Source organism: Chryseosolibacter indicum, assembly GCF_018598585.1.
Classification (GTDB): Bacteria; Bacteroidota; Bacteroidia; order Cytophagales; family Cyclobacteriaceae; genus Chryseosolibacter; species Chryseosolibacter indicus.
In genome coordinates this window covers 26,330-48,084 of sequence record NZ_JAHESD010000001.1, presented here as the reverse complement: position 1 = coordinate 48,084, position 21,755 = coordinate 26,330, and the positions used below count along the sequence as shown (strand labels likewise).

Sequence of the window (21,755 nt, the reverse complement as noted above, 5' to 3'; positions counted from 1 at the left end):
CTCTGTTTAACGGTGAAAGATAGAAAGATAGAATTTCAAAGGCTTGTTTTAAACACCTGTAAACTCCGTATATTTGAAGCTTCTTTGTATATGGATCAGGAATTTGAAAAGATTACACGCAAAATCAGAAAACAGGCGTGGGAGCTTAACAACAACTTCAAACTTATTGATGCGGATGACCTGGTAATGGTTTGTTTATCCGGAGGAAAAGATAGCTATACCATGCTTGATGTTCTCCTAAATATGCAAAAAGCAATTCCCTTTCGCTTAATAGCTGTTAATCTTGATCAGAAACAGCCGGACTTCCCGGAACATATTCTTCCTGAATACCTTTCTTCCAACAATATTCCCTTTAAAATTTACGAGAAGGATACGTACAGTGTTGTTATCGAAAAAACACCAGCTGGTAAAACCATGTGCAGTATGTGTTCGAGGTTGAGAAGGGGAAATTTATATTCGATTGCCGAAGAATTAGGTGCTACAAAAATTGCTTTGGGACATCATAAAGATGACGTGCTTGAAACTTTCTTCCTGAATCTATTCTTTAGCGGAAAGCTGGAAGCTATGCCTGCTAAGTTTTTAACGGATGATAAAAAACATATTGTCATTCGTCCTTTAGCAAATACAAGGGAAAAGGAAATTATGAAGTATGCTTCCTATAGGGAGTTTCCGATCATTCCTTGTAACTTATGCGGCTCACAGCCTAATCTGCAGCGCAATATTGTTAAAAAGATGATCTCCCAATGGGAAGAGCAATATCCCGATCGCGTTGAAATTATGTTCAATGCAATTTCTAATGTTTCACCATCCCATCTCTTTGATCCTACGCTCTTTGATTTTGCTTCACTTCAAAGCAGTTCCATGGAGAAATTAAAAGACATAAACACTGTTAAGCTTTAGAAAAGGCAGGGATTTCAGGAATCAGATCAATTAAATCAGAATCGGATTGATCAGTTCTTTTCTCTTGCTGTTTATTAACAGGTTTCACCCATTTCCTTGTTTCGAAATCCCAGACACGAACAACCTTAGCGGGGCTGCCCACTACTATTGAATATGGGGGTACATCATCCATTACAACGGAGTTTGCTCCTACCCTGCAGTATTTTCCCAATACAAGTGGTTCGCCATTTTTCTTTCCCATAATAACAGACCCTGTTCCTATCCACGCATCTTCTTCCATAATTATGGGAGCCTTTGTACAAGGTTGATAATGATGAGGAACATCTGCGTCGTTGCCATGATGCATCCCCAATACGCGTACATACTGAGAAAGTCCAACATGTTTATGCAATGTAACGGGGCCAATGATAATACATCCTATTCCTGTATGTACCTCATCTTTAATGATTACATCACCCATGCCGTTGTTGATTACCACGTTCTCTTCTATGCGCGAGTATTTACCGATGGAGAACTTATTGAACGGCACCAAATCCAAGCGGGACCGCCAGCTTATTCCACGGCGAAAATACTTAGGAAAGATTAACCACAGCCATATATACCACATAACGCGAGATCCATACGGCTTGCGTCGAAATATTACAGAAAGAACAAACTTCTTAAGTTTGGGATTGCTTTTAATTTTCTCTTTAAGCGACATAAGGTAGCCGGTGGTTAAGGTCTAATTCTTTAATAAGATAGCTGCTAAAAAGTTGCGCCCGCTGCTCCCATGTATTCTGAGCAGCAATCTGTATACGTTTCTCCATTTTTTCTTGTGAATCAGTCGCGTAGGCGAGCAAAACAAAATCAGCAAACTGTTCCTCTGTTTCTGCTACATGAACAACTTCATTCAGTTCTGAGAGTACATCAGGATTAAAGTTAGTAGAAACAACAGGCTTGCCTGCCGCCATATATTCAAATAACTTAAGCGGATAGATACCCTGACTTACTTCATCGCATTTAAATGGTATTAACGCTACATCAAACCGCCTTACTACTGATGGCGCTTCTTCATGTGGCACAGGACCTATAAAATGAATTCTTTTGTGCTCAAATATTTCCACAGGAACATATTGTCGTTCTACAGGACCAGCCAATACCAGCTGCCATTCGGGCAATTGGTCAAGCACTCGTCTTAATAATTCAAAATCAGTTCTGCGCTCAATATTCCCAAGGTAGCCCATTACCTTACCTTCAATTCCATCAAGCTTTTTATAAATAGTCTTGTCGGTAACAGCCTTATTGAACAACTCAAAGTTTGCTGCGTTAGGAACAAGATAACTCTTCTGGAAACCTCTATCCATGAACGATTTTTGCAGTGATGGTGCTGTTGAAATAATAAGATCAGCCTCCTGTGCCGCCTCCTGCTGCAAATACTGGCCGTGCTTAACTGTAAATGCTTTCACCATTGGATCAATACAATGATAGACATCCAAAACAACAGATGTCTTAAGGTAACGGTGAAGAGCAGGAAAATAAAAATTAAATGAATTTACATATATAACAGAATCAATACTATGCTTTCGCAGATACCCATTTACCCGTGATGCCAGGATTCTGTGATTTAAATAGGAAAAGAAATCATAAAGTTTTCCCTTTGGTAAAAAGTTAACGGGCCAGACAAATGGAGTAAGAATAACGTGAACATCGTTCTTTGTAAAAGACTTACTTCCAAAAAAGGCCTTGAATCTTTTTTTAATTCCAGGCTTAAAAAAGCCTGTAAGCAGATCAACAAAGGTAAACGGATGATCTACAAAAATAACCTTGTTCTGCTTCGCAAGTTGTGCCGCAATCTGCCAGGGCGTAGATGTGTAATGTCCATCGTGCTTGGGAAGCGATAGGAATAGAATGGTATGACCATTCAATCCTTTTTTGCCAGTTTGAGGAGAATGGATTTTCATAAGGATTGTAAGCAGCAGGAAAAAAATTGTACCAATCTGACCAAAAATACGGCTGTCGCTGGCAAGTGGTCAGACTAAAGGCATTAAATCAATAAGAAAATGTTAAACCAATTATAAACGCTTACCTCAATACTCCTATTCCACATCATAATCTTTTGACCAATGGCCTACTGAAATAGCGTTATAATCGCTTATATAAGTCCTCAATTCTGCCATTAATTTCAGCCTAACTCATGAAGTTAGTCTTACTTACTTTTTAAAGAATCGGTAAAGTGCTAACAGAGCAAGGAGATGGAGAAAAACGTTTCTCTTATGTCTCCCCTCAATCGTTCTAAAATGGAAATACTCTTACACCACCCTATTTAAAAAGCTCCTGTTCCTCGGTATAATAAGTTTTTCTTCCTCCTCCTTCCTTAATAAGAATTTCTCCTCCTGTTGGGCTGTGTGTTTTCTTTGAATTGTGTATCTGCAAAAAGTCTCTGACCTCACCGCTTATAATATCAGGATGTGATTTCAAGATGGCTTTTTCTGCATCGGTCAACACCGCTTTAATTGCTTTCGCCAATGCTTTAATTTGTTCATCAGGAATCTTATTAGATATAGAGAATGGCGATATTCTGGCTTCCCATAAAATTTCATCTACATATGCATTTCCGATACCTCTAATCACATACTGATCAAGCAGCAGATTCTTGATAGCGGCTTTGGAGTTGTTCAATGTTTCTTTTAGAAAAGTAACATTAACGTCAAGCGCATCTACCGTATCCCTTTTTTCGGGATTTAATGTTGGTGTGGCTTGTCCTTGAAAATCAGACATAGCCAAACCCGTATCATCAGTAAATAGCAACTCTATCACTATAGACTTTTGCGTATTCTTACCCTCAAAGAAATGAAGCTTACCCCTCAACATGAGGTGCAGTGCAAGCACCTGATCATTATCAAAAGCAATCTGAAGTTCCTTTCCTTCTCTATATACTTTTGACACCTTACTGCCTGAAATACTTTTTTTTAGCTCATTAGCAGATACATTTAACTTCTTGGCATTAGGAACATTAACAGTCTTTACTTCCTTGCCAACAAGAAGTTTCGTAAGATTTCGGCTGAAAACCTGAAGGTCGGGTAATTCGGGCATATATATTCTATTTTAATTTTAAACTTAAGTAAAACCAAAAAGCAAATACAAATTAAACCCCCTCACTAATGGTAAAAAGTATCCTTTAATTTCCTGGCACCTGGACAGAAATCAAAAAAGGTCTTTACCATTTCAGGTCTAATACTGATTTTTTTTGGCAACCTTTTTTGTCAAGAGCTCATAACGAGCAAATAATCAACATAATAGCATTATAATAGCATTAGGTTACGTGCGCAGACCGCATTTCGCCTTTGTAAAGTGCGGTTAGCAGTGTTCCGACCCAAGAATACCAGGAGAACCTCTCCTGGCACTTCCCAATCACTCTGATGCTATTTAAATACACGGCATATTCTTTTTACTGCTCATTCGTTCGAAATTATCAAAACTGAATTTCAAAAGTCCAAGTTAATAAAAACGGGTATGGGAGAAAGCGCGTCAGCACTAGATAGCAGGTTGCATTGGTATAAGGATGCAGTGATATATGAACTTCACATCAAAGCGTTTCGCGATGGTAATGGTGATGGTATCGGTGACTTTAAAGGATTAATGGAGAAACTTGATTACCTCCAGGATTTGGGGATAACGGCAATATGGCTTCTGCCCTTCTATCCATCACCATTAAAAGATGATGGCTATGATATTGCTGATTACTACAATATAAACCCCTCGTACGGAGATATTCAACAGTTTCAGAATTTTCTCAACGAAGCACATAAAAGAAATCTCAAGGTAATTACAGAGTTGGTTATTAACCACACCTCTGATCAACACCCGTGGTTTCAGCGCGCACGTAAAGCACCAAAAGGATCGCCGGAAAGGGAGTATTATGTATGGACTGATGATCCAAATCAATTTAAAGATGTACGTATCATCTTTCAGGATTTCGAGACCTCTAACTGGGCATGGGACCCTGTAGCACAACAATACTACTGGCACCGCTTCTTTCACCATCAACCAGATCTTAACTATGACAATCCTTTAGTACAGGAAGAAGTATTTAAGATAATAGACTATTGGTGTAATCTTGGTGTAGATGGTTTCAGGCTTGATGCAGTTCCATACCTGTTTGAACGCGAAGGAACCAATGGAGAAAACCTTCCTGAAACACATGCCTTTCTTAAAAAGTTAAGAAAGTACGTTGATGAAAAATTTCCGGGAACGCTCCTTCTTGCAGAGGCTAACATGTGGCCTGAAGATTCTGCTTCTTACTTTGGCCACGGCGATGAATGCCACATGAACTATCACTTTCCTGTAATGCCAAGAATGTTTATGGCCTTACAGACAGAAGATCGCTACCCAATAACCGATATCTTTGATCAAACTCCTCCTATTCCGGAAACATGCCAGTGGGCAATGTTTCTCCGCAATCACGATGAGTTGACACTTGAAATGGTTACTGACGAAGAACGCGACTACATGTACAAAGTGTATGTAAAAGATCCACGCGCACGTATTAACCTTGGTATCCGTCACAGGCTTGCGCCTTTAATGGGTAATAACAGGAAAAAGATTGAGCTGCTGAATTACCTGCTGTTTTCAATGCCTGGTACTCCGGTAATCTATTACGGTGATGAGATAGGCATGGGCGACAACTTCTATTTAGGCGATCGTGATGGTGTACGCACACCAATGCAATGGTCTGCAGATAGAAATGCGGGCTTCTCTGAATCCAACCCTCACCGCTTGTATCTGCCTATCATTCTTGATCCTGAATACCACTACGAATCAGTGAATGTTGATCTTCAAAGCAAGAACACATCGTCCCTATTGTGGTGGATGAAACGCATGATAAACAAACGCAAGCAATATAAGTCATTAAGTCGTGGTGACATGAAGTTTATACAGAGCGAAAATCCAAAGATTCTTGCTTTTACCCGCACGTATGAAGATGAAACCATGCTGGTTATTGTAAACCTTTCAAGATATACCCAACCGGTTGAGTTAGATTTAAATGAATTTAAGGGTTATGTTCCTGTAGAGGTATTCAGTAAAAATAAATTCCCTAGCATTAAAGCTGACACTCCTTACTTTTTCACCATGGGTGGTAACGAGTGCCAGTGGTTTATATTGAACAAGGTAAGTCAGGATGTAATAATTGCAGACTCATTACCGATGTTTGAATTAGACACCTGGAATGGAGTATTAAGCAAAAGACTTATCGATACGCTTGAAAGTAAAATTCTGCCAAGCTACATGATGCGAATGCGATGGTTCGGCGGCAAAAGCAGGAATATTGAGAATATCCAGATTATTGATCATACAAGCATACCGCTCAATGACAACCATGCGATATTACTCATGATTGAAGTTACATACCAAAGTGGTCTGCCAGATACTTATCAGCTGCCTGTGTCTTTTGGTAAAGAACAATTTGCATACAAGATACGTGAATCTTGTCCGCAATCTGTGCTTTCGAGGTTGAAAGTTGGTGAAGAAGAGGGTGTTCTCTATGATGCCTTGTATGGCCTCGACCTGCAGCTTGCAATCATTCAGAACATGGCAGCACAAGCAAAAGGAAACTTCATACAATTTAAAGGTAACGCGAAACTTGAAGAATACGTGCGAGATCATGATAAGATAAAGGCGCGTGTGTTGTCTGCAGAACAAAGTAACACTTCCATTATTTATGATAACTGTTACTTCCTCAAGTTATACAGGAAGGTAGACAAGGCTATCAACCCAGACCTGGAAATTTCTCACTTCCTTACTGAGCATGCAAAGTTTGATCACATTCCCGGCTTTGTAGGTTCCATAGAATGGAAGCTGGACAATGGAACTATGGTATTAGGGATGATGCAACAAATGGTAGAAAGTAATGGCGATGCATGGGCTTATATGCTTGACCGCCTTGATGATTATAATGAAAGAATTCTCACCGGCGGAGAACTTAACATAACTACAGATACAAAAGGGAATATTTTAGATCCTATTATCTATGAAGATACTCCCGAACAGATGAAGCATCTGCTCGAAGGTCCGGTGGTAGAACGCACGCGTTTACTTGGGCAAAGAACAGGCGAAATGCATATTGCACTTGCTTCCAATAATGATCATCCTGATTTTAAACCTGAGCCTTACTCATTACACTATCAGCGATCACTGTATTCAGGATTGCAATCTTTGGTGAGAGGAACATTTCAGAACTTGAGCCGAAACCTTAGCAAACTGCCTGAAGAAATTCAGCAGGAAGCTAAAGAAATACTCGATATGAAAGAGGACATCCTAAATACCCTGAAGAATATCTACAAGAAAAAGATTGATGTAGCCAAGATAAGAATACACGGTGACTATCACCTTGGGCAGGTGCTCTTTACAGGTAAAGATTTTATTATCACAGATTTTGAAGGAGAACCAGCAAGGAGTTACAGTGAGAGACGTCTGAAACGCTCCGCACTTCGGGATGTAGCCGGCATGTTACGTTCGTATCACTATGCTGCATATGCAAGTTTATTCCTTGATAACCAGATCCGTCAGGAAGACATCAGTAAGTTAATGCCTTTTGCCGAGCAATGGTATCACTACATGAGTCAGTTCTTCATGCAATCTTACCTAGAAACAGTTCAGGGAAGACCTTTCGTACCGAAAGAACGAGAAGATCTTGAAACACTATTGACTACATTCCTCTTGGAGAAAGCCATCTACGAATTAAACTATGAGCTGAACAACCGTCCTTCATGGGTGTTAATTCCTATCCGTGGTATCAAATCACTTGTTAAGAAAGAATCACATGAGTTGGCTGTAGTATAAAAACTACTACGAAGAGATATATCAAGACCTATAAATAAGTGGCCCCACCGGCCACTTATTTTGTTTATAACGCAGTAATAATTATGATTGCCGGCAACTGCTTCTTAATATTAACTTTACTTATAACCCATAAACACACAGTAAATGAAACTATCGGGACGTTATGTTGTAATCATCGTATTACTCTGCATTTGTAACCCTATCTTTTCTCAGGACATATCTGTCATTCCTGAACCAGTGCAGCTAAAGAAAAATCCGGGCACCTTCGTGTTTAATAGTAAAACTGCCCTCATAATTCCAGGAGGCGAGCCGGAAGTGACACGTAGCGCCCGTATGTTTATAGAAAAGTTACAAACTGCTTCAGGTTTAACATTGTCTACTGCAAACAGTGGTAACGCAGGTATTCAACTAATAATTAATCAAAAGCCTGAAACTATTATTGGCCAGGAAGGCTATACCCTTGATGCCACATCAAACCTTATCACCATCAAGGCAAACAATGCCACTGGTATCTTCTATGGTCTTCAAACACTGGTTCAATTATTACCTGATGAGATCGAAAGCAAACAGAAAGTAAGCAATGTAAGTTGGCAAATTCCCCTTGTATCCATTGTTGATTACCCACGTTTCTCCTGGCGAGGAATTATGCTTGATGTTAGTCGGCACTTCTTTCCAAAAGAATACGTGAAGAATTATATTGATCAGATGGCGCGCTATAAATTTAACCGCTTTCACTGGCATTTAACTGACGACCAAGGATGGAGAGTTGAGATCAAAGCCCTTCCAAGACTTACTTCTGTAGGTGCCTGGCGCGTACCTCGTGTAGGACATTTCGGAACAAATGAACCTCCCAAACCGGGAGAAAAACCTACTGAAGGCGGCTTTTATACACAGGATGATATTAAAGAAGTAGTGCAATATGCAAAGGAGCGTTATATAGAAATTCTCCCGGAAATAGATGTACCCGGTCATAGCATGGCAGCATTGGCAGCTTATCCGGAACTTTGCGTAACAAAAGATACAACAATAAAAGTAAACCCTGGTAGCAAGTTCTCTACCTGGCATGGCAATGGAAAATTTACAATGCATATTGATAATACCCTTAACCCGGCTGACGAGAACGTTTATAAATTTCTTGACAAAGTTTTTACTGAAGTAGCTACACTATTCCCATTTGAGTTCATTCACATTGGAGGAGACGAATGCTATAAAGGCTATTGGGAGAAAGATCCTAAAGTTACTGCCTTCATGAAAGCCAACAAGATAAAAAATGCCGAAGAGCTACAGAGCTACTTCACAAAGCGGTTAACAAAACTTATCATGGACAAAAACAAAAAAGTTATTGGCTGGGATGAGATACTTGAAGGAGGTCTGGCTCCTGGTGCAGCTGTAATGAGCTGGCGTGGTACAAAGGGTGGTATTGAGGCTGCTCATCAGAAACACCAGGTAGTAATGAGCCCTAATCCAATGTACTACCTGGATATGGGGCAAGGCGAACCTTCTATTGAACCCCCTATCTATAACTATGCAAGGTTAAAAGATACATATGCACATGAACCACTTCCTGCAGGTGTTGATTCAACATTTATATTGGGCGGTCAGGGCAACCTCTGGACGGAACAGATACCAACTACCCATCAGGTTGAATACATGACCTATCCAAGGGCATTTGCAGTCTCTGAATCCCTATGGTCGCCTAAATACAGAAAGAACTGGAGCAACTTTATTCCCAAAGTAGAAGATCATTTTAAAAGGTTTGATTTTGCAAACATCAACTATTCAACAAGTTTATATGACCCAATCATCAATGTAAAAAAGAAAGGTACTCAACTTACAATTGAGCTTTCAACAGAAGTAGAAGGATTAACGATCCATTACACCGTAGATAATACCATCCCTGGCAAATATTCCCCCGCATATACAAAAGGTCCTCTGGTTTACCCAGATGGAGCCGACAATTTCAGGGTAATAACCTACAAAAACGGAAAGCCTATTGGGAGGTTGATCTCCTTGAAAACGGAAGACCTGACAAAAAGAGGCAGGTAGTTTACGCTTTATGCGAGAGATAAAACGACCCAGGGTATTAGGGCTATCAATAGGCAAATCAGAAAGAGTATCCAAAGATTGCGGTTGTTGTGTGCTGGTTCTTTCATGGGGTTGTTTCGTTTAACAACCATTACGGCCCTGTTTTTAAAGGGTTTGAAACCAATTGGGGGATTTATTAAATTTTAACAAACATTAACAGATTCTCGGAAAGGTGCTGGCAAAACAGAATTATTTTACGACTTTCGCGAAGCATTTTTTTCAATTCTAATTACCATGATGAAGTTCTCATTCACAGAAAAAAAAGATACACGTTCTGGCTTTGGTGCAGGTTTGCATGAACTAGGTAAGAAAAACCCAAATGTAGTTGCGCTATGTGCTGACCTTACTGGCTCTCTTAAAATGGACGCCTTTAAGAAAGATTTTCCTGAGCGCTTCTACCAGGTCGGCATTGCTGAAGCAAACATGATGGGAATGGCTGCCGGAATGACCATAGGAGGAAAGATACCTTTCACAGGAACCTTCGCAAACTTCTCTACAGGTCGTGTCTATGACCAAATTCGTCAATCTATTGCTTATTCTGACAAAAACGTTAAGATCTGTGCTTCTCACGCTGGCTTAACACTAGGTGAAGATGGTGCTACCCACCAGATCCTCGAGGACATTGGAATGATGAAAATGCTGCCGGGTATGACAGTTATCGTGCCATGTGACTATGAACAAACACGCGTGGCAACACTCGCTTTAGGAGACCATGTTGGCCCAACTTACTTACGTTTTGGGAGACCAAGCTGGCCGATCTTTACTACAGGTAGACCATTCACTATTGGTAAAGCAGATAAAATGATTGAAGGTAAAGATGTTACCATTTTTGCCTGTGGTCATTTAGTTTGGTTCGCAATTGAAGCAGAAGCAATATTGGCCGAAAAAGGAATCAGTGCCGAGGTAATTAATATCCATACCATTAAACCGTTGGATGTTGAAGCTATACTTACCTCTGTTGAAAAAACAGGTTGTGTTGTAACTGCTGAAGAGCATCAGATGAACGGTGGTCTTGGCGACAGTGTTGCGCAGGTACTTAGCAGATTCCGCCCTACTCCTATTGAAATGGTTGCGGTAAACGATTCTTTTGGAGAAAGTGGAACACCAACACAACTACTGAAAAAATATGGATTAAGCACCGAAAATATTGTAGCATCAGTTGAAAAAGTATTGAAGCGCAAAAAATAATTGTCAATTCAAACTACGATAAAAAGAGGATGGCCTATTTGACCATCCTTTTTTTATTTTACATATTTCAGATGTAAAACTTGAAGCATATGCAATTGGTGTACAAGATCATTAATGATGAAAAGAGTTTTGAAGAATTCAGAACATTATTAAAATCCTCTAGCCTTCCTGCTGACGATCTTAATTTCAAAAAAGATTTACTCGTGGGATATTACGAAGGAGATTCACTTGTGGGCACAGGCGCGCTTGAAATCTACTCTCCGTATGCACTACTGCGTTCACTATCCGTGAAATTGGGAATCCGAGGCAAATCTGTTGGCTCTACCATCACTGAATATTTGATGAATGAAGCAAATAAAAGAAAATTAAAAGCCATTTATCTGCTTACCGAAACTGCGCAAGGTTTCTTCTCAAAGAAAGGTTTTACAAGTATCAACCGGGACGAGGTTCCTTCGGAAGTAAAGGTATCATCTGAGTTCTCTCACGTTTGCCCTGCAAGCGCTATTGCAATGGTCTATAACTGTTAACTACTATGAAAAAGAAGATCCTTGTTTTATGTACTGGCAACTCCTGCAGAAGCCAGATAGCTCACGGTTATCTTAATTTCTTTGGTGACGCCAACCTGGAAGTTTATAGCGCAGGTATTGAAACGCATGGTGTAAACCCTCGTGCTATTGCTATAATGAAGGAAGATGGTATTGATATATCACATCACACATCCAACAACGTAAATGAATATAAGAACCTTGAATTCGATTTTGTATTAACCGTATGCGACAATGCCAAAGAGAACTGTCCGTACTTCCCTGCTAAGGTCAAAACTTTCCACCATAATTTTCCAGATCCTGCCAAAGCAACCGGAACTGAGGAGCAGGTAATGAATGAATTCAGAAAAGTAAGAGATATGATAAGAAAGTATACCAGCGACTTCTTTAAAAATTACGTTAATGTATCGAGCTAACTATTTGAACTATCAATCGTTAGGAGTATAATTTTTGAAAGAAAAATACTGTCTTTTCTATCTTATAATGATAAATCAATTTTAGCTTTGCGCTTTACAACCAGCGCATGAAATTAAATAAGTATTTCGTCATCGATTTCGACAGTACCTTTACCAAAGTTGAAGCTTTTGACGTCCTTGCAGACATTTCACTGAAAGATCACCCTGAAAAAGAAGAACGAAAAAAACAGATCCATGAAATTACAAACATGGGAATGAATGGTTCTATCTCCTTTCGGGAGTCTTTAGAAAAAAGACTTAATCTACTTGCTCCTTCTCAATCTCACCTTCCAGCATTAGTAAGTGAATTAAAAGGAAAGGTTTCTGAATCATTCAAGCGCAACAAGGACTTCTTTCAAACCTATGCGGATAACATTTACATTATCTCCAATGGTTTTCGTGAGTTTATTGAACCCATTGTAACTGAATTTGGCATTAAGGCCGAAAATATTCTCGCTAATGAGTTCCGGTTTGGAAGTGATGGCAAAGTAATAGGCTTCGATACTGATAATCCGCTTTCGGCCAATAATGGTAAAGTTGAGCAATTAAAAAAACTGAGTCTTCCTGGTGATGTTTACGTAATCGGTGATGGGTATACAGATTATGAGATCAAACACGCTGGCTTAGCAAATAAGTTCTATGCGTTTACTGAGAATGTAGAAAGAGAGAATATCATTGATAAGGCCGATCACATTACACCTAGTCTTGATGAATTCTTATACCTGAATAAACTCAATACTGCCATCTCTTATCCGAAGAACAGAATTAATGTTCTTCTTCTGGAAAATGTTCATCCCGTTGCTGTAGCACTACTCAAGGCAGAAGGTTTCAACGTCGAATCCTATCACGCCGCAATGACTGAGGAAGAACTGATCCAAAAGATTAAAAACGTTTCTGTTCTAGGCATACGTTCTAAAACGCAGGTCACTGCCAAAGTTTTGGAACATGCAAATCGGTTAATGGTAATTGGTGCCTTTTGCATCGGAACAAACCAAATTGATTTGAAAGCCGCTACTGCAAAAGGTGTAGCTGTATTTAATGCTCCTTTCAGCAACACGCGCTCAGTTGTAGAACTGGCAGTTGCTGAAATGATCATGCTTATGCGCAACATCGTTGATAAATCTGCAAAAATGCACCAGGGCGTATGGGATAAATCCGCAAAAGGAAGCTTCGAAATCCGCGGTAAAAAATTGGGGTTGATTGGCTATGGAAATATCGGCACCCAACTTTCTGTTATTGCAGAAGCAATTGGAATGAAAGTTCTTTACTACGATGCTGAAGAAAAACTTTCCCTCGGTAATGCCGTACAATGCAAAAGCATGGACGAAGTATTGAAACAGGCAGACGTAGTTTCGTTGCATGTTGATGGTCGGGCATCGAATGCAAATCTTATCAGCTCAAGAGAATTTGGTTTAATGAAGCGAGGTGTGATATTCATCAACTTAAGTCGTGGGCACGTGGTCGATATACAAGCACTTCGCGAAAACATATTAAGCGGTAAAGTTGCAGGATGCGCCATCGACGTCTTCCCTTATGAACCAGTAAGTAATGACGAAGAGTTCCAATCAGAACTAAGAGGCTTACCAAATACAATCATTACTCCGCATATTGGCGGCAGCACCTTAGAGGCGCAGGAGAACATAGGGAACTTTGTGCCTTCCAAAATAATGGATTACATTAACACTGGTAGTACATCAAACAGTGTCAACTTCCCTAATATTACGTTACCTAAACTTGAAAACGCACATCGTCTCATTCACCTTCACCATAATGTACCTGGCATTCTGGCCAAGATAAATAAAGTCCTTGCTGACAATGGAATTAATATTGTAGGTCAATATCTGAAAACCAACGAGACAATAGGATACGTAATTACAGACATTAATAAAGAATACAATAAGGATGTCATCAAACAATTACGTTCAATTGAGAATACAATTAAGTTCAGAGTCTTATATTAGGAAGTGAATTCAAAAGAAAAGCTTTCCGGATTACGCCTCAAAGTTTACGAAACTGTATTCGAAGCAGATACACCTGCGGGTAGAACGTTTGACATTGCCCTGCTTATTTGTATTGTATCAAGCGTAATAGTTATTATTCTCGAAAGCGTTGAACCGTTAAGAGAGCAATACGGCTTTTGGTTTAGAATAACTGAATGGTGCTTTACCCTTATTTTCACCCTTGAATACCTTGCAAGGCTATGGACTGTTCTCAACAAAAAAAAGTACGTACTCAGCTTCTTTGGCATTGTTGATTTGCTGTCGATCCTCCCGACTTACCTCGCACTAATATTTGCAAGTGCCCACTCTTTGATGGTTATCAGGAGCATCAGACTTCTGCGCATATTCAGAATTCTAAAACTCCCGCGCTACGTTGGAGAAGGACAGAATTTAATAAGAGCACTAAAGGCCAGTCAACATAAGATAATTGTATTCCTATTCACTGTATTAACTTCTGTTATCATTACAGGTACTGTAATGTTCATTATTGAAGGCCCAGAACACGGGTTTACAAGTATACCGAGAAGCATTTATTGGGCTATTGTAACTATGACCACTGTTGGTTATGGCGATATAGCGCCACAAACCTCTTTAGGACAAACCGTCGCATCTTTCATAATGATTTTAGGCTACGGCATTATAGCAGTACCTACAGGAATTGTTTCTGCAGAAATGATTCAATTAAAAAACACGGAGAAAATATCAGGACAGGTTTGTCCGAATTGCTTTAGAGAAGGCCACGATGTTGATGCCACTTACTGCAAGTTTTGCGGGCATCTGTTGAATTAAATTAAAAAACCACTGGATTTGGTGAGGTGTTTCTGAACCCCATAAAAGACAAGTTTTGAGCTGCTATCAATCGCAACCTTCTTCTGTTATCCTGCTTTTTGGGCGAGGCCCCGACAAGTCGGGGTGAGGCCTGGTTTTGATCGTAAGCTTCACTCGGTATTGTTTAAAGTGTTAGGTTCAGCAAACGTGTCCCAAATCCAAGTGGAATTCTATCGCGAACATAGACAAAACACTATTTCACTTCAATCTTGTGAAAAATGTATTTTTTACGTAAGCAAATTTTACTTTTGCAACGTCAATTATGATCCATACAAATTTTACTCCTGGCCCTTCGCAGCTCTACTTTACAGTGAGCGATCATGCACGCCAAGCCTTCAAAGAAGGCATTCCTTCTATCTCTCATAGAAGTAAACAATTTGAACAGATCAGTAAAGAAACAACTGACGGCTTGCGACAATTGCTTAGTATTCCGGATAACTTTTACATTTTCTTTACCTCGTCAGCTACAGAAGTATGGGAAAGAATCATCCAGAATCTTGTTGCAGAAAAATCTTTTCATCTTATAAACGGATCTTTCTCAAAAAGATTTCACGAAATAGCAATTCAGTTAAATAAAAAAGCTGAAAAACTAGAAGCAAAAGAAGGAGAAGGATTTACCGGAGAGATTTCGGTACAGGATAACACAGAATTAATTGCCGTTACGCATAATGAAACCAGTACCGGTGTTGTACTACCGATAGAATTTATTAATCAATTCAAAGAAAAGAATAAACAGGCGCTGGTAGTGGTAGATGTGGTGTCGTCTATGCCTTATCCTCAATTTGATTTTTCCAAAATAGATAGTGTGTTTTTTTCAGTTCAAAAAGGTTTTGGCTTACCTGCCGGTCTAGGTGTCTGGATTGTAAACCAGCATTGTATTGAAAAGGCTGAAGCTCTTTTAAAAAAAGGAATTTCTATTGGTTCTTATCACAACATACCAACCTTAGTCGCTAATGCAGCTAAAAATCAGACACCTGAAACTCCGAATGTTTTAGGTATATATCTTCTAAATAAAATTATACAGGATTTTCTTAGAAAAGGAATTGATACAATACGCAGAGAAACAGACTATAAAGCGGCCATCTTGTATCATGCATTAGAACAGCATGCACTCCTCTCCCCTTTTGTAAAAGACAAGAATGCTCAATCCAAAACGGTTATTGTTGCTGATTGCCAAAACCATACGGAGAAACTGACAAAGTTCTTATTGGAGAAGGGATTGCAGCCTGGTGATGGTTACGGATCTTCTAAGAAGACGCAATTAAGATTCGCGAATTTTCCCGCACATTCAAAAGAACAGTATGAGCTCCTTGTAGACTCACTCGCCGCGTTTCAGGGTTAACAAATAATTACTTAATGCTGATTCAGTCATTAAACCTCAATAACTTTTTAATGTCTAACTTCCGGTTTTAGCCCTGCAAGCTTTTTGGAAGATAGTGATTTAATAGCCAAGCTTCGAAACCCCGAAACTAAGAATTACGGGTTTAATCTTCTGGTACGAGAGTACCAGCAAAGGGTTTATTGGCTTGTGCGTAAGATGGTTATTGATCACGACGACGCGGACGACATCACACAGGATATTTTTATCAAGATATTCAGATACATTGACAACTTCCGGGAAGACTCGCAACTATATACCTGGATCTACCGGATAGCGACAAATGAGTGCCTCAGCTTTTTGCAACGTAAGAAACGAAAGTTTTTTCTTCCCATTGGTGATGTCGCCGCTGAACTATCACAAAAGCTTGATAGTAGTTCTCACATTACCAGCGATGAAATTCAGCTCAAACTGCAAAAGGCACTGCTTAAATTACCCGATAAGCAACGTATTGTTTTCAATATGAAATATTTTGACGACTTGTCTTATGAGGAAATAGCAGAGATTACACAAACAAGCGTAGGGGCTTTAAAGGCAAGTTATCACCACGCAGTAAAGAAGATTGAAGAATATCTTCAAGGGAATTAAACTTTGTTTAGCTTAAATAGTCAAAATATAGAAGATGAAAAAACTGGAAGACATACCTAAAAAGCAAATTTTCGCAGTACCGGAAGGGTATTTTGAAAAGCTTCCGTCTAAAATTCAGGACAAGATAATATCGCCTCGTGTCAATCATGTTTCTTTCTTTTGGCGATGGCGATTACAATATGCTGTACCATTGTTGGCGATAGCTACATTAATAATTTTTCTATTAAAACCATCTCCTGCTACCATTAGCCCGGAAGAAATGCTAGCCTCTGTTTCTACAGAAGAATTAATTTCATACTTAGATGAAACCGAATTATCCAGCGATGAAATTTTTGCTATCATAGAATTTAGCGATACAGATGCAGAGGAAATAGAAAATGAAGCTTTTCAGTTTCAGATTAATGATCTCATGCTCGAAGATTTAAATGAATTAAATCAAGACACCTTATAAAAATGAAGGCACTGCTAAAGATTTTTTTACTTGCACTACTGGCCATACCTGTGCTGGGTCAAAACACAGAAGAGGATCTCCAGGAAGATCATGCACCTGTTGATGTAAATGTCCGCGAGAAAATAAGAGCGGCTCACATTGCTTATATTACAGACAAAGTTTCTCTTACACCAGAGCAGGCCGAAAAGTTTTGGCCTTTGTATAATGAATTTACTGATAAGAGAAGGAGTATCTTTCGAAAAATCCGAAACAATCCTGCTGATAACCTTGAATTAAGGCAGCAAGCACTCGATCTTGAAAAGCAGTATTCCGCACGATTTCTTAAAGTAATTACTGAACAACAACTTATTGAGCTAAGACACGCTGAAGCTGATTTTAAACGGCTCCTCCTCAAGCGCATTCAACAAGGGCAAACGCCGGCACGAAGGCAGCGCAATAACCGCTAAGTTAGTTTAAGTCATCAATGATTGCCGCTCTTCAAATAAAACCTTTGTTAAATTAAAGTGTGTAAATATTTTCCAATCATTACTTATCAAAACCCAAATTAAATTACGTCTAACTTGTTTATTACTCTTAGCATTTTGCTTTGTAAACGCCCAGGACCGTTGGCAGCAGCGCGCAGAGTATGTGATGGATGTAAAACTGGATGTTAAGACCCATAAGGTCACTGGTTCGCAGAAACTTACCTACTACAACAATTCAAAAGATACACTTAACAAAGTTTACTATCATCTGTACTTCAATGCTTTTCAACCCGGAAGCATGATGGATGTCCGATCCAGGAACATTATGGATCCTGATCCACGTGTAGGCGAAAGAATTTCGAAATTGAAGGATGATGAGATCGGTTATCAGCACATCCAGAATCTGAAACAGGATGGTAAAGATATCAGCTACTCGACAAATGGTACCATTCTCGAAGTAACTTTAAATAAACCTGTTCTTCCCGGGGCAAAAACTGTTCTCGACATGAAGTTTGAGGCGCAAGTACCAATTCAGATCAGAAGATCCGGAAGAAACAGTCGTGAAGGTATTGCTTATTCTATGACCCAATGGTATCCCAAGATTGCTGAATTTGATTTTCAGGGATGGCATGCTTATCAGTATGTAGCCCGCGAATTTCACGGTGTTTGGGGAGATTTTGATGTTAAAATAACAATCGACCCAACCTTTGTTATTGGTGGAACAGGCAAACTTCAGAATCCTGATAAAGTTGGCCACGGTTATGAAAAACCTGGATCAGCTGTAAACAGACAAGAAGGTGATCTTACCTGGCACTTTATTGCTAAAAATGTTCACGATTTTGCATGGGCCGCAGATCCTGACTACAAACATGAAAAGATACAGGTACCCAACGGTCCGGAGCTTCACTTTTTTTACCAACCAGGAGAGAAAACAACTGAGAATTGGACGAAGTTAAAAGACTATGCTGCCAAGCATTTCGACTTCATGAACCGCACCTTCGGTAAATATCCTTACGAAACTTATTCAATTATTCAAGGTGGTGATGGGGGCATGGAGTATCCGATGTGTACACTAATTACCGGAGAACGCAGCTTGGGTAGTCTTGTTGGTGTGACAGCACACGAAGCAGCCCACAGCTGGTACCAGGGCGTGCTTGCTTCCAACGAATCACTTTATCCATGGCTTGACGAAGGCTTTACTGATTTTGCAAGCAATGAATCCATGGCCTATATGTTTAACGAAGCTAATCCTCACATGGGTAGCTACGGCGGGTACTTCGCGTTGATAAAAAGCGGTTTGCAAGAGCCTGCCAGTCAACACTCAGACCACTATACAACAAACAGAGCCTATGGTATTGCAGCTTACAGCCTCGGAACAGTACTGCTTCATCAACTAAAATACATTGTTGGTACAGAGAACTTCTATAAAGGTATGCGCAGGTATTATAATACGTGGAAGTTTAAACATCCTGAGCCTAACGATTTCATTCGCATCATGGAAAAAACTTCCGGTATGCAACTTAAGTGGTATTTAAACTACATAGTGAATACAACAAAGCGTATTGATTACGGAATTAAAAACGTAATTGAAAATGGAACCGGAACGTTCGTTACATTGGAAAGATTGGGTGAGTTTCCGATGCCAGTCGACTTACTCGTAACCTATAAAGATGGAAGCAAAGAGTTGTTCTACATCCCGTTAAATGAAACGTTAGGAAGTAAACCGATCGAAGATAAATCGATCCAGAGAAACGACCTTGAAGCATGGCCTTGGGTTAACCCTAACTATACTTTAAAGATAAATCGCAAAGCCTCAGAAATTGAAACTATTGAAATAGATTCAACCCTCCGACTTGCGGATATCGAAAGAAAGAACAACAAGGCTGACCTTGGTCAAGGCTTACAGGCCTACCACAACCAAACAAAATAAAGCCTCATCAGGGCTTAAGGGCAAAAGCAGAAAGTACAACACGGAACATAATAAAATGTCCGTTGGGCTTTCTGCTTTTTTACTTTATGCTTTTAAATTTGGAACATGACAGCAGAAGAAGCCAGATTAGCAATTCAGGAATTAACTGGTAGAATAAATTATCACAATGATTTATACTATCAGAAAAATAAAACAGAAATCAGTGATTATGAATTTGATCAGTTGCTCGAAAAACTGATCAATCTTGAGAAACAGTTTCCTGAATTTATCCAGCCTGACTCTCCCACCCAACGTGTTGGCGGAACTATAACAAAAGAGTTCATCTCAGTTCAGCATCGCTATCCCATGTTATCGCTGGGAAATACATATAGCGAAGAAGACCTTATTGAGTTTGACAGGCGTATAGCAAAAGGTCTTGATGGTGAAAAGTATGAGTACTTCTGCGAATTAAAATTCGATGGTGTCTCAATGAGCCTCATCTATGAGAAGGGAGTTCTCGTAAGAGGGGTTACACGGGGTGATGGTGTTCGGGGCGACGATGTAACTACCAATGTTAAAACAATCAGAAATGTTCCTTTGGTGATCAAAGCCAAAGACATACCTGAAATCTTCGAAGTACGTGGTGAAGTATTTCTTCCAAAAGAAGTTTTTACAAAGCTTAATAAAGAACGTGAAGATGTTGGTGAAGAGCGATACGCCAACGCTAGAAATACAGCAGCCGGAACAGTTAAAATGCAAGACTCTGGCGAAGTCGCTCGTCGCAAATTAGACTGTTACGTTTACTCACTTCTCGGAGACCCTGATGTCCATACGCATGAATCAGGTATAAAAAAACTTGAGTCCTGGAAGTTCAATGTATCTCCAACATACAAGAAATGCGGTTCCATTCAGGATGTTATAGACTATCTTAAAGAATGGGAATTCAAAAGACTAGAATTGCCGCTTGAAACAGATGGCGTCGTTATTAAAATCAACAGCATTGAACAACAAGAACAATTAGGATTTACAGCCAAAAGTCCCCGATGGGCAATAGCCTATAAGTACAAGGCTCAGAGTATGAGCACCCGGCTTAACGGCATTACTTACCAGGTAGGCCGCACAGGTGCAGTAACTCCTGTGGCAGTGTTAGAACCAATCTTTCTCGCTGGTACTACAGTTAAGCGGGCATCGCTTCATAACGCTAATGAAATTGCCAGGCTTGACCTAAGAATTGGTGATTATGTTTTTGTTGAAAAAGGTGGCGAGATTATCCCAAAGGTCACTGGTATAGACCTTTCAAAAAGAGATGATAGTTGCGAAGTAATTAAGTATATAGATAAGTGCCCGGAATGTGGTTCTAAGCTATACAGAATTGAAGGTGAAGCGGCTTACTACTGTCCCAATGTTACAGGTTGCCCTCCGCAGATTAAAGGAAGAATAGAACACTTTATACAACGCAAGGCGATGGATATTGAATCACTGGGCGAACGCACCATTGATCAGCTTTACTCGCTGGGATTAGCAAAGACACCGGCCGATCTGTATGATCTGAAAAAAGAGGATGTGTTACGATTGGAAGGTTTCAAAGATAAATCAGCCAAGAATTTATTAGATGGAATTGCCGCATCAAAAGAAAGACCTTTTGAAAGTGTTCTGTTTGCAATAGGAATACGCTATGTTGGAAAAACAGTTGCGGAGAAGTTGGCTCGTTACTTCAAGAACATCGATATACTTGCTAAAGCTTCTTATGAAGAGTTAATGAATGCACCTGAAGTTGGCGAGAAGATTGCTAAAAGTGTATTCGACTTTTTTCAAAAGCCCGAAAATCAGTTTGAGATTCAAAGGTTAAAACAAGCTGGCTTGAATTTTCAGTCAGACGAAAAAGAACCTGAAAAAGAAAGTGACGTATTAGGAAACAAGTCCTTTGTAATTTCGGGCACTTTTGAAAAATATGACCGCGATCAACTTAAAGATATTATCCTTAAGAACGGTGGAAGAGTTTTATCTGCAGTATCAGGGAAGTTAGATTATCTTTTAGCAGGAGACAACATGGGGCCCTCAAAAAGAGAGAAGGCCGAGAAACTCGGTGTTACTATTATTACCGAAAACGACTTTGAAAAACTACTCAATAGCTAAGTAATTATT

The 21,755-nt window shown here is 39.6% G+C and carries 17 protein-coding genes; 14 read left to right on the top strand and 3 right to left on the bottom strand.

Translation table 11 applies throughout. The annotated features are described in order from the left end of the window. Positions 1–90 precede the first annotated feature (90 nt). The gene (gene ttcA, locus KK060_RS00215; RefSeq protein WP_254151380.1) at positions 91–900 is read left to right on the top strand and encodes a tRNA 2-thiocytidine(32) synthetase TtcA; all 810 of its coding nucleotides are present in this window, start codon (positions 91–93) and stop codon (positions 898–900) included. On the opposite strand, the gene KK060_RS00210 is transcribed toward ttcA, so the two are convergent. The 3 genes from KK060_RS00210 to KK060_RS00200 all read right to left on the bottom strand — a co-directional run bounded on the left by KK060_RS00210 (position 890) and on the right by KK060_RS00200 (position 3,972). Beyond that, the gene (locus KK060_RS00210; protein WP_254151379.1) at positions 890–1,600 is read right to left on the bottom strand and encodes an acyltransferase; all 711 of its coding nucleotides are present in this window, start codon (positions 1,598–1,600) and stop codon (positions 890–892) included. The genes ttcA and KK060_RS00210 overlap by 11 nt on opposite strands. Then, positions 1,590–2,840 (bottom strand): glycosyltransferase, encoded by a 1,251-nt coding sequence (locus tag KK060_RS00205; RefSeq protein ID WP_254151378.1) that lies wholly within the window; start codon positions 2,838–2,840, stop codon positions 1,590–1,592. Before KK060_RS00205 ends, KK060_RS00210 begins: the two co-directional genes overlap by 11 nt. A 358-nt stretch (positions 2,841–3,198) precedes the next feature. Further along, complete coding sequence (locus KK060_RS00200; RefSeq protein ID WP_254151377.1) at positions 3,199–3,972, bottom strand: DNA-formamidopyrimidine glycosylase family protein; 774 nt, start codon at positions 3,970–3,972, stop codon at positions 3,199–3,201. 420 nt (positions 3,973–4,392) lie between these two features. Here KK060_RS00200 and treS point away from each other — a divergent pair, with 420 nt between their 5' ends. From treS to ligA, 13 genes are all read left to right on the top strand, one after another. Next, positions 4,393–7,719 carry a maltose alpha-D-glucosyltransferase gene (gene treS / locus KK060_RS00195; RefSeq protein WP_254151376.1) on the top strand — a complete coding sequence of 1,109 codons (3,327 nt, stop codon included), beginning with the start codon at positions 4,393–4,395 and terminating at the stop codon, positions 7,717–7,719. Positions 7,720–7,863: 144 nt separating this feature from the next. After that, a complete protein-coding gene (locus tag KK060_RS00190) occupies positions 7,864–9,765 on the top strand; it encodes a beta-N-acetylhexosaminidase (RefSeq protein ID WP_254151375.1) in 1,902 nt (633 codons plus the stop codon). Between the two features lie 273 nt (positions 9,766–10,038). After that, positions 10,039–10,992, top strand: coding sequence for a transketolase family protein (locus tag KK060_RS00185; RefSeq protein ID WP_254151374.1), 954 nt, complete (start codon positions 10,039–10,041; stop codon positions 10,990–10,992). 89 nt (positions 10,993–11,081) lie between these two features. Next, positions 11,082–11,519 (top strand): arsenic resistance N-acetyltransferase ArsN2, encoded by a 438-nt coding sequence (gene arsN2, locus KK060_RS00180; protein ID WP_254151373.1) that lies wholly within the window; start codon positions 11,082–11,084, stop codon positions 11,517–11,519. A gap of 5 nt (positions 11,520–11,524) precedes the next feature. Next, positions 11,525–11,953, top strand: a complete 429-nt coding sequence (locus tag KK060_RS00175) for an arsenate reductase ArsC (protein ID WP_254151372.1) — start codon at positions 11,525–11,527, stop codon at positions 11,951–11,953. Positions 11,954–12,060: 107 nt separating this feature from the next. Beyond that, positions 12,061–13,953, top strand: coding sequence for a phosphoglycerate dehydrogenase (gene serA, locus KK060_RS00170; RefSeq protein WP_254151371.1), 1,893 nt, complete (start codon positions 12,061–12,063; stop codon positions 13,951–13,953). A 3-nt stretch (positions 13,954–13,956) separates the two neighbouring features. Then, complete coding sequence (locus KK060_RS00165; protein WP_254151370.1) at positions 13,957–14,781, top strand: ion transporter; 825 nt, start codon at positions 13,957–13,959, stop codon at positions 14,779–14,781. 301 nt (positions 14,782–15,082) lie between these two features. Further along, the gene (locus KK060_RS00160) at positions 15,083–16,162 is read left to right on the top strand and encodes an aminotransferase class V-fold PLP-dependent enzyme (RefSeq protein ID WP_254151369.1); all 1,080 of its coding nucleotides are present in this window, start codon (positions 15,083–15,085) and stop codon (positions 16,160–16,162) included. A gap of 84 nt (positions 16,163–16,246) precedes the next feature. Continuing rightward, positions 16,247–16,786 carry an RNA polymerase sigma factor gene (locus tag KK060_RS00155; protein WP_254151368.1) on the top strand — a complete coding sequence of 180 codons (540 nt, stop codon included), beginning with the start codon at positions 16,247–16,249 and terminating at the stop codon, positions 16,784–16,786. A gap of 34 nt (positions 16,787–16,820) precedes the next feature. Then, positions 16,821–17,237 (top strand): hypothetical protein, encoded by a 417-nt coding sequence (locus KK060_RS00150; RefSeq protein WP_254151367.1) that lies wholly within the window; start codon positions 16,821–16,823, stop codon positions 17,235–17,237. Between the two features lie 2 nt (positions 17,238–17,239). Then, positions 17,240–17,683 (top strand): hypothetical protein, encoded by a 444-nt coding sequence (locus KK060_RS00145; protein WP_254151366.1) that lies wholly within the window; start codon positions 17,240–17,242, stop codon positions 17,681–17,683. 184 nt (positions 17,684–17,867) lie between these two features. Beyond that, complete coding sequence (locus KK060_RS00140) at positions 17,868–19,631, top strand: M1 family metallopeptidase (protein ID WP_254151365.1); 1,764 nt, start codon at positions 17,868–17,870, stop codon at positions 19,629–19,631. A 105-nt stretch (positions 19,632–19,736) separates the two neighbouring features. After that, entirely contained in the window at positions 19,737–21,746 is a 2,010-nt protein-coding gene (gene ligA, locus KK060_RS00135; RefSeq protein ID WP_254151364.1) for an NAD-dependent DNA ligase LigA, read from the top strand. Positions 21,747–21,755 lie beyond the last annotated feature (9 nt).

What these genes read in the sequence shown, in the direction of transcription:
- treS (WP_254151376.1), top strand. Translation starts at nt 4,393, where the DNA reads ATGGGAGAAAGCGCGTCAGCACTAGATAGCAGGTTGCATTGGTATAAG.
- KK060_RS00200 (WP_254151377.1), bottom strand. Translation starts at nt 3,972, where the DNA reads ATGCCCGAATTACCCGACCTTCAGGTTTTCAGCCGAAATCTTACGAAA.
- KK060_RS00175 (WP_254151372.1), top strand. Translation starts at nt 11,525, where the DNA reads ATGAAAAAGAAGATCCTTGTTTTATGTACTGGCAACTCCTGCAGAAGC.
- KK060_RS00185 (WP_254151374.1), top strand. Translation starts at nt 10,039, where the DNA reads ATGATGAAGTTCTCATTCACAGAAAAAAAAGATACACGTTCTGGCTTT.
- KK060_RS00160 (WP_254151369.1), top strand. Translation starts at nt 15,083, where the DNA reads ATGATCCATACAAATTTTACTCCTGGCCCTTCGCAGCTCTACTTTACA.
- KK060_RS00140 (WP_254151365.1), top strand. Translation starts at nt 17,868, where the DNA reads ATGGATGTAAAACTGGATGTTAAGACCCATAAGGTCACTGGTTCGCAG.
- ttcA (WP_254151380.1), top strand. Translation starts at nt 91, where the DNA reads ATGGATCAGGAATTTGAAAAGATTACACGCAAAATCAGAAAACAGGCG.
- KK060_RS00190 (WP_254151375.1), top strand. Translation starts at nt 7,864, where the DNA reads ATGAAACTATCGGGACGTTATGTTGTAATCATCGTATTACTCTGCATT.
- KK060_RS00205 (WP_254151378.1), bottom strand. Translation starts at nt 2,840, where the DNA reads ATGAAAATCCATTCTCCTCAAACTGGCAAAAAAGGATTGAATGGTCAT.
- serA (WP_254151371.1), top strand. Translation starts at nt 12,061, where the DNA reads ATGAAATTAAATAAGTATTTCGTCATCGATTTCGACAGTACCTTTACC.
- ligA (WP_254151364.1), top strand. Translation starts at nt 19,737, where the DNA reads ATGACAGCAGAAGAAGCCAGATTAGCAATTCAGGAATTAACTGGTAGA.
- arsN2 (WP_254151373.1), top strand. Translation starts at nt 11,082, where the DNA reads ATGCAATTGGTGTACAAGATCATTAATGATGAAAAGAGTTTTGAAGAA.
- KK060_RS00150 (WP_254151367.1), top strand. Translation starts at nt 16,821, where the DNA reads ATGAAAAAACTGGAAGACATACCTAAAAAGCAAATTTTCGCAGTACCG.
- KK060_RS00210 (WP_254151379.1), bottom strand. Translation starts at nt 1,600, where the DNA reads ATGTCGCTTAAAGAGAAAATTAAAAGCAATCCCAAACTTAAGAAGTTT.
- KK060_RS00145 (WP_254151366.1), top strand. Translation starts at nt 17,240, where the DNA reads ATGAAGGCACTGCTAAAGATTTTTTTACTTGCACTACTGGCCATACCT.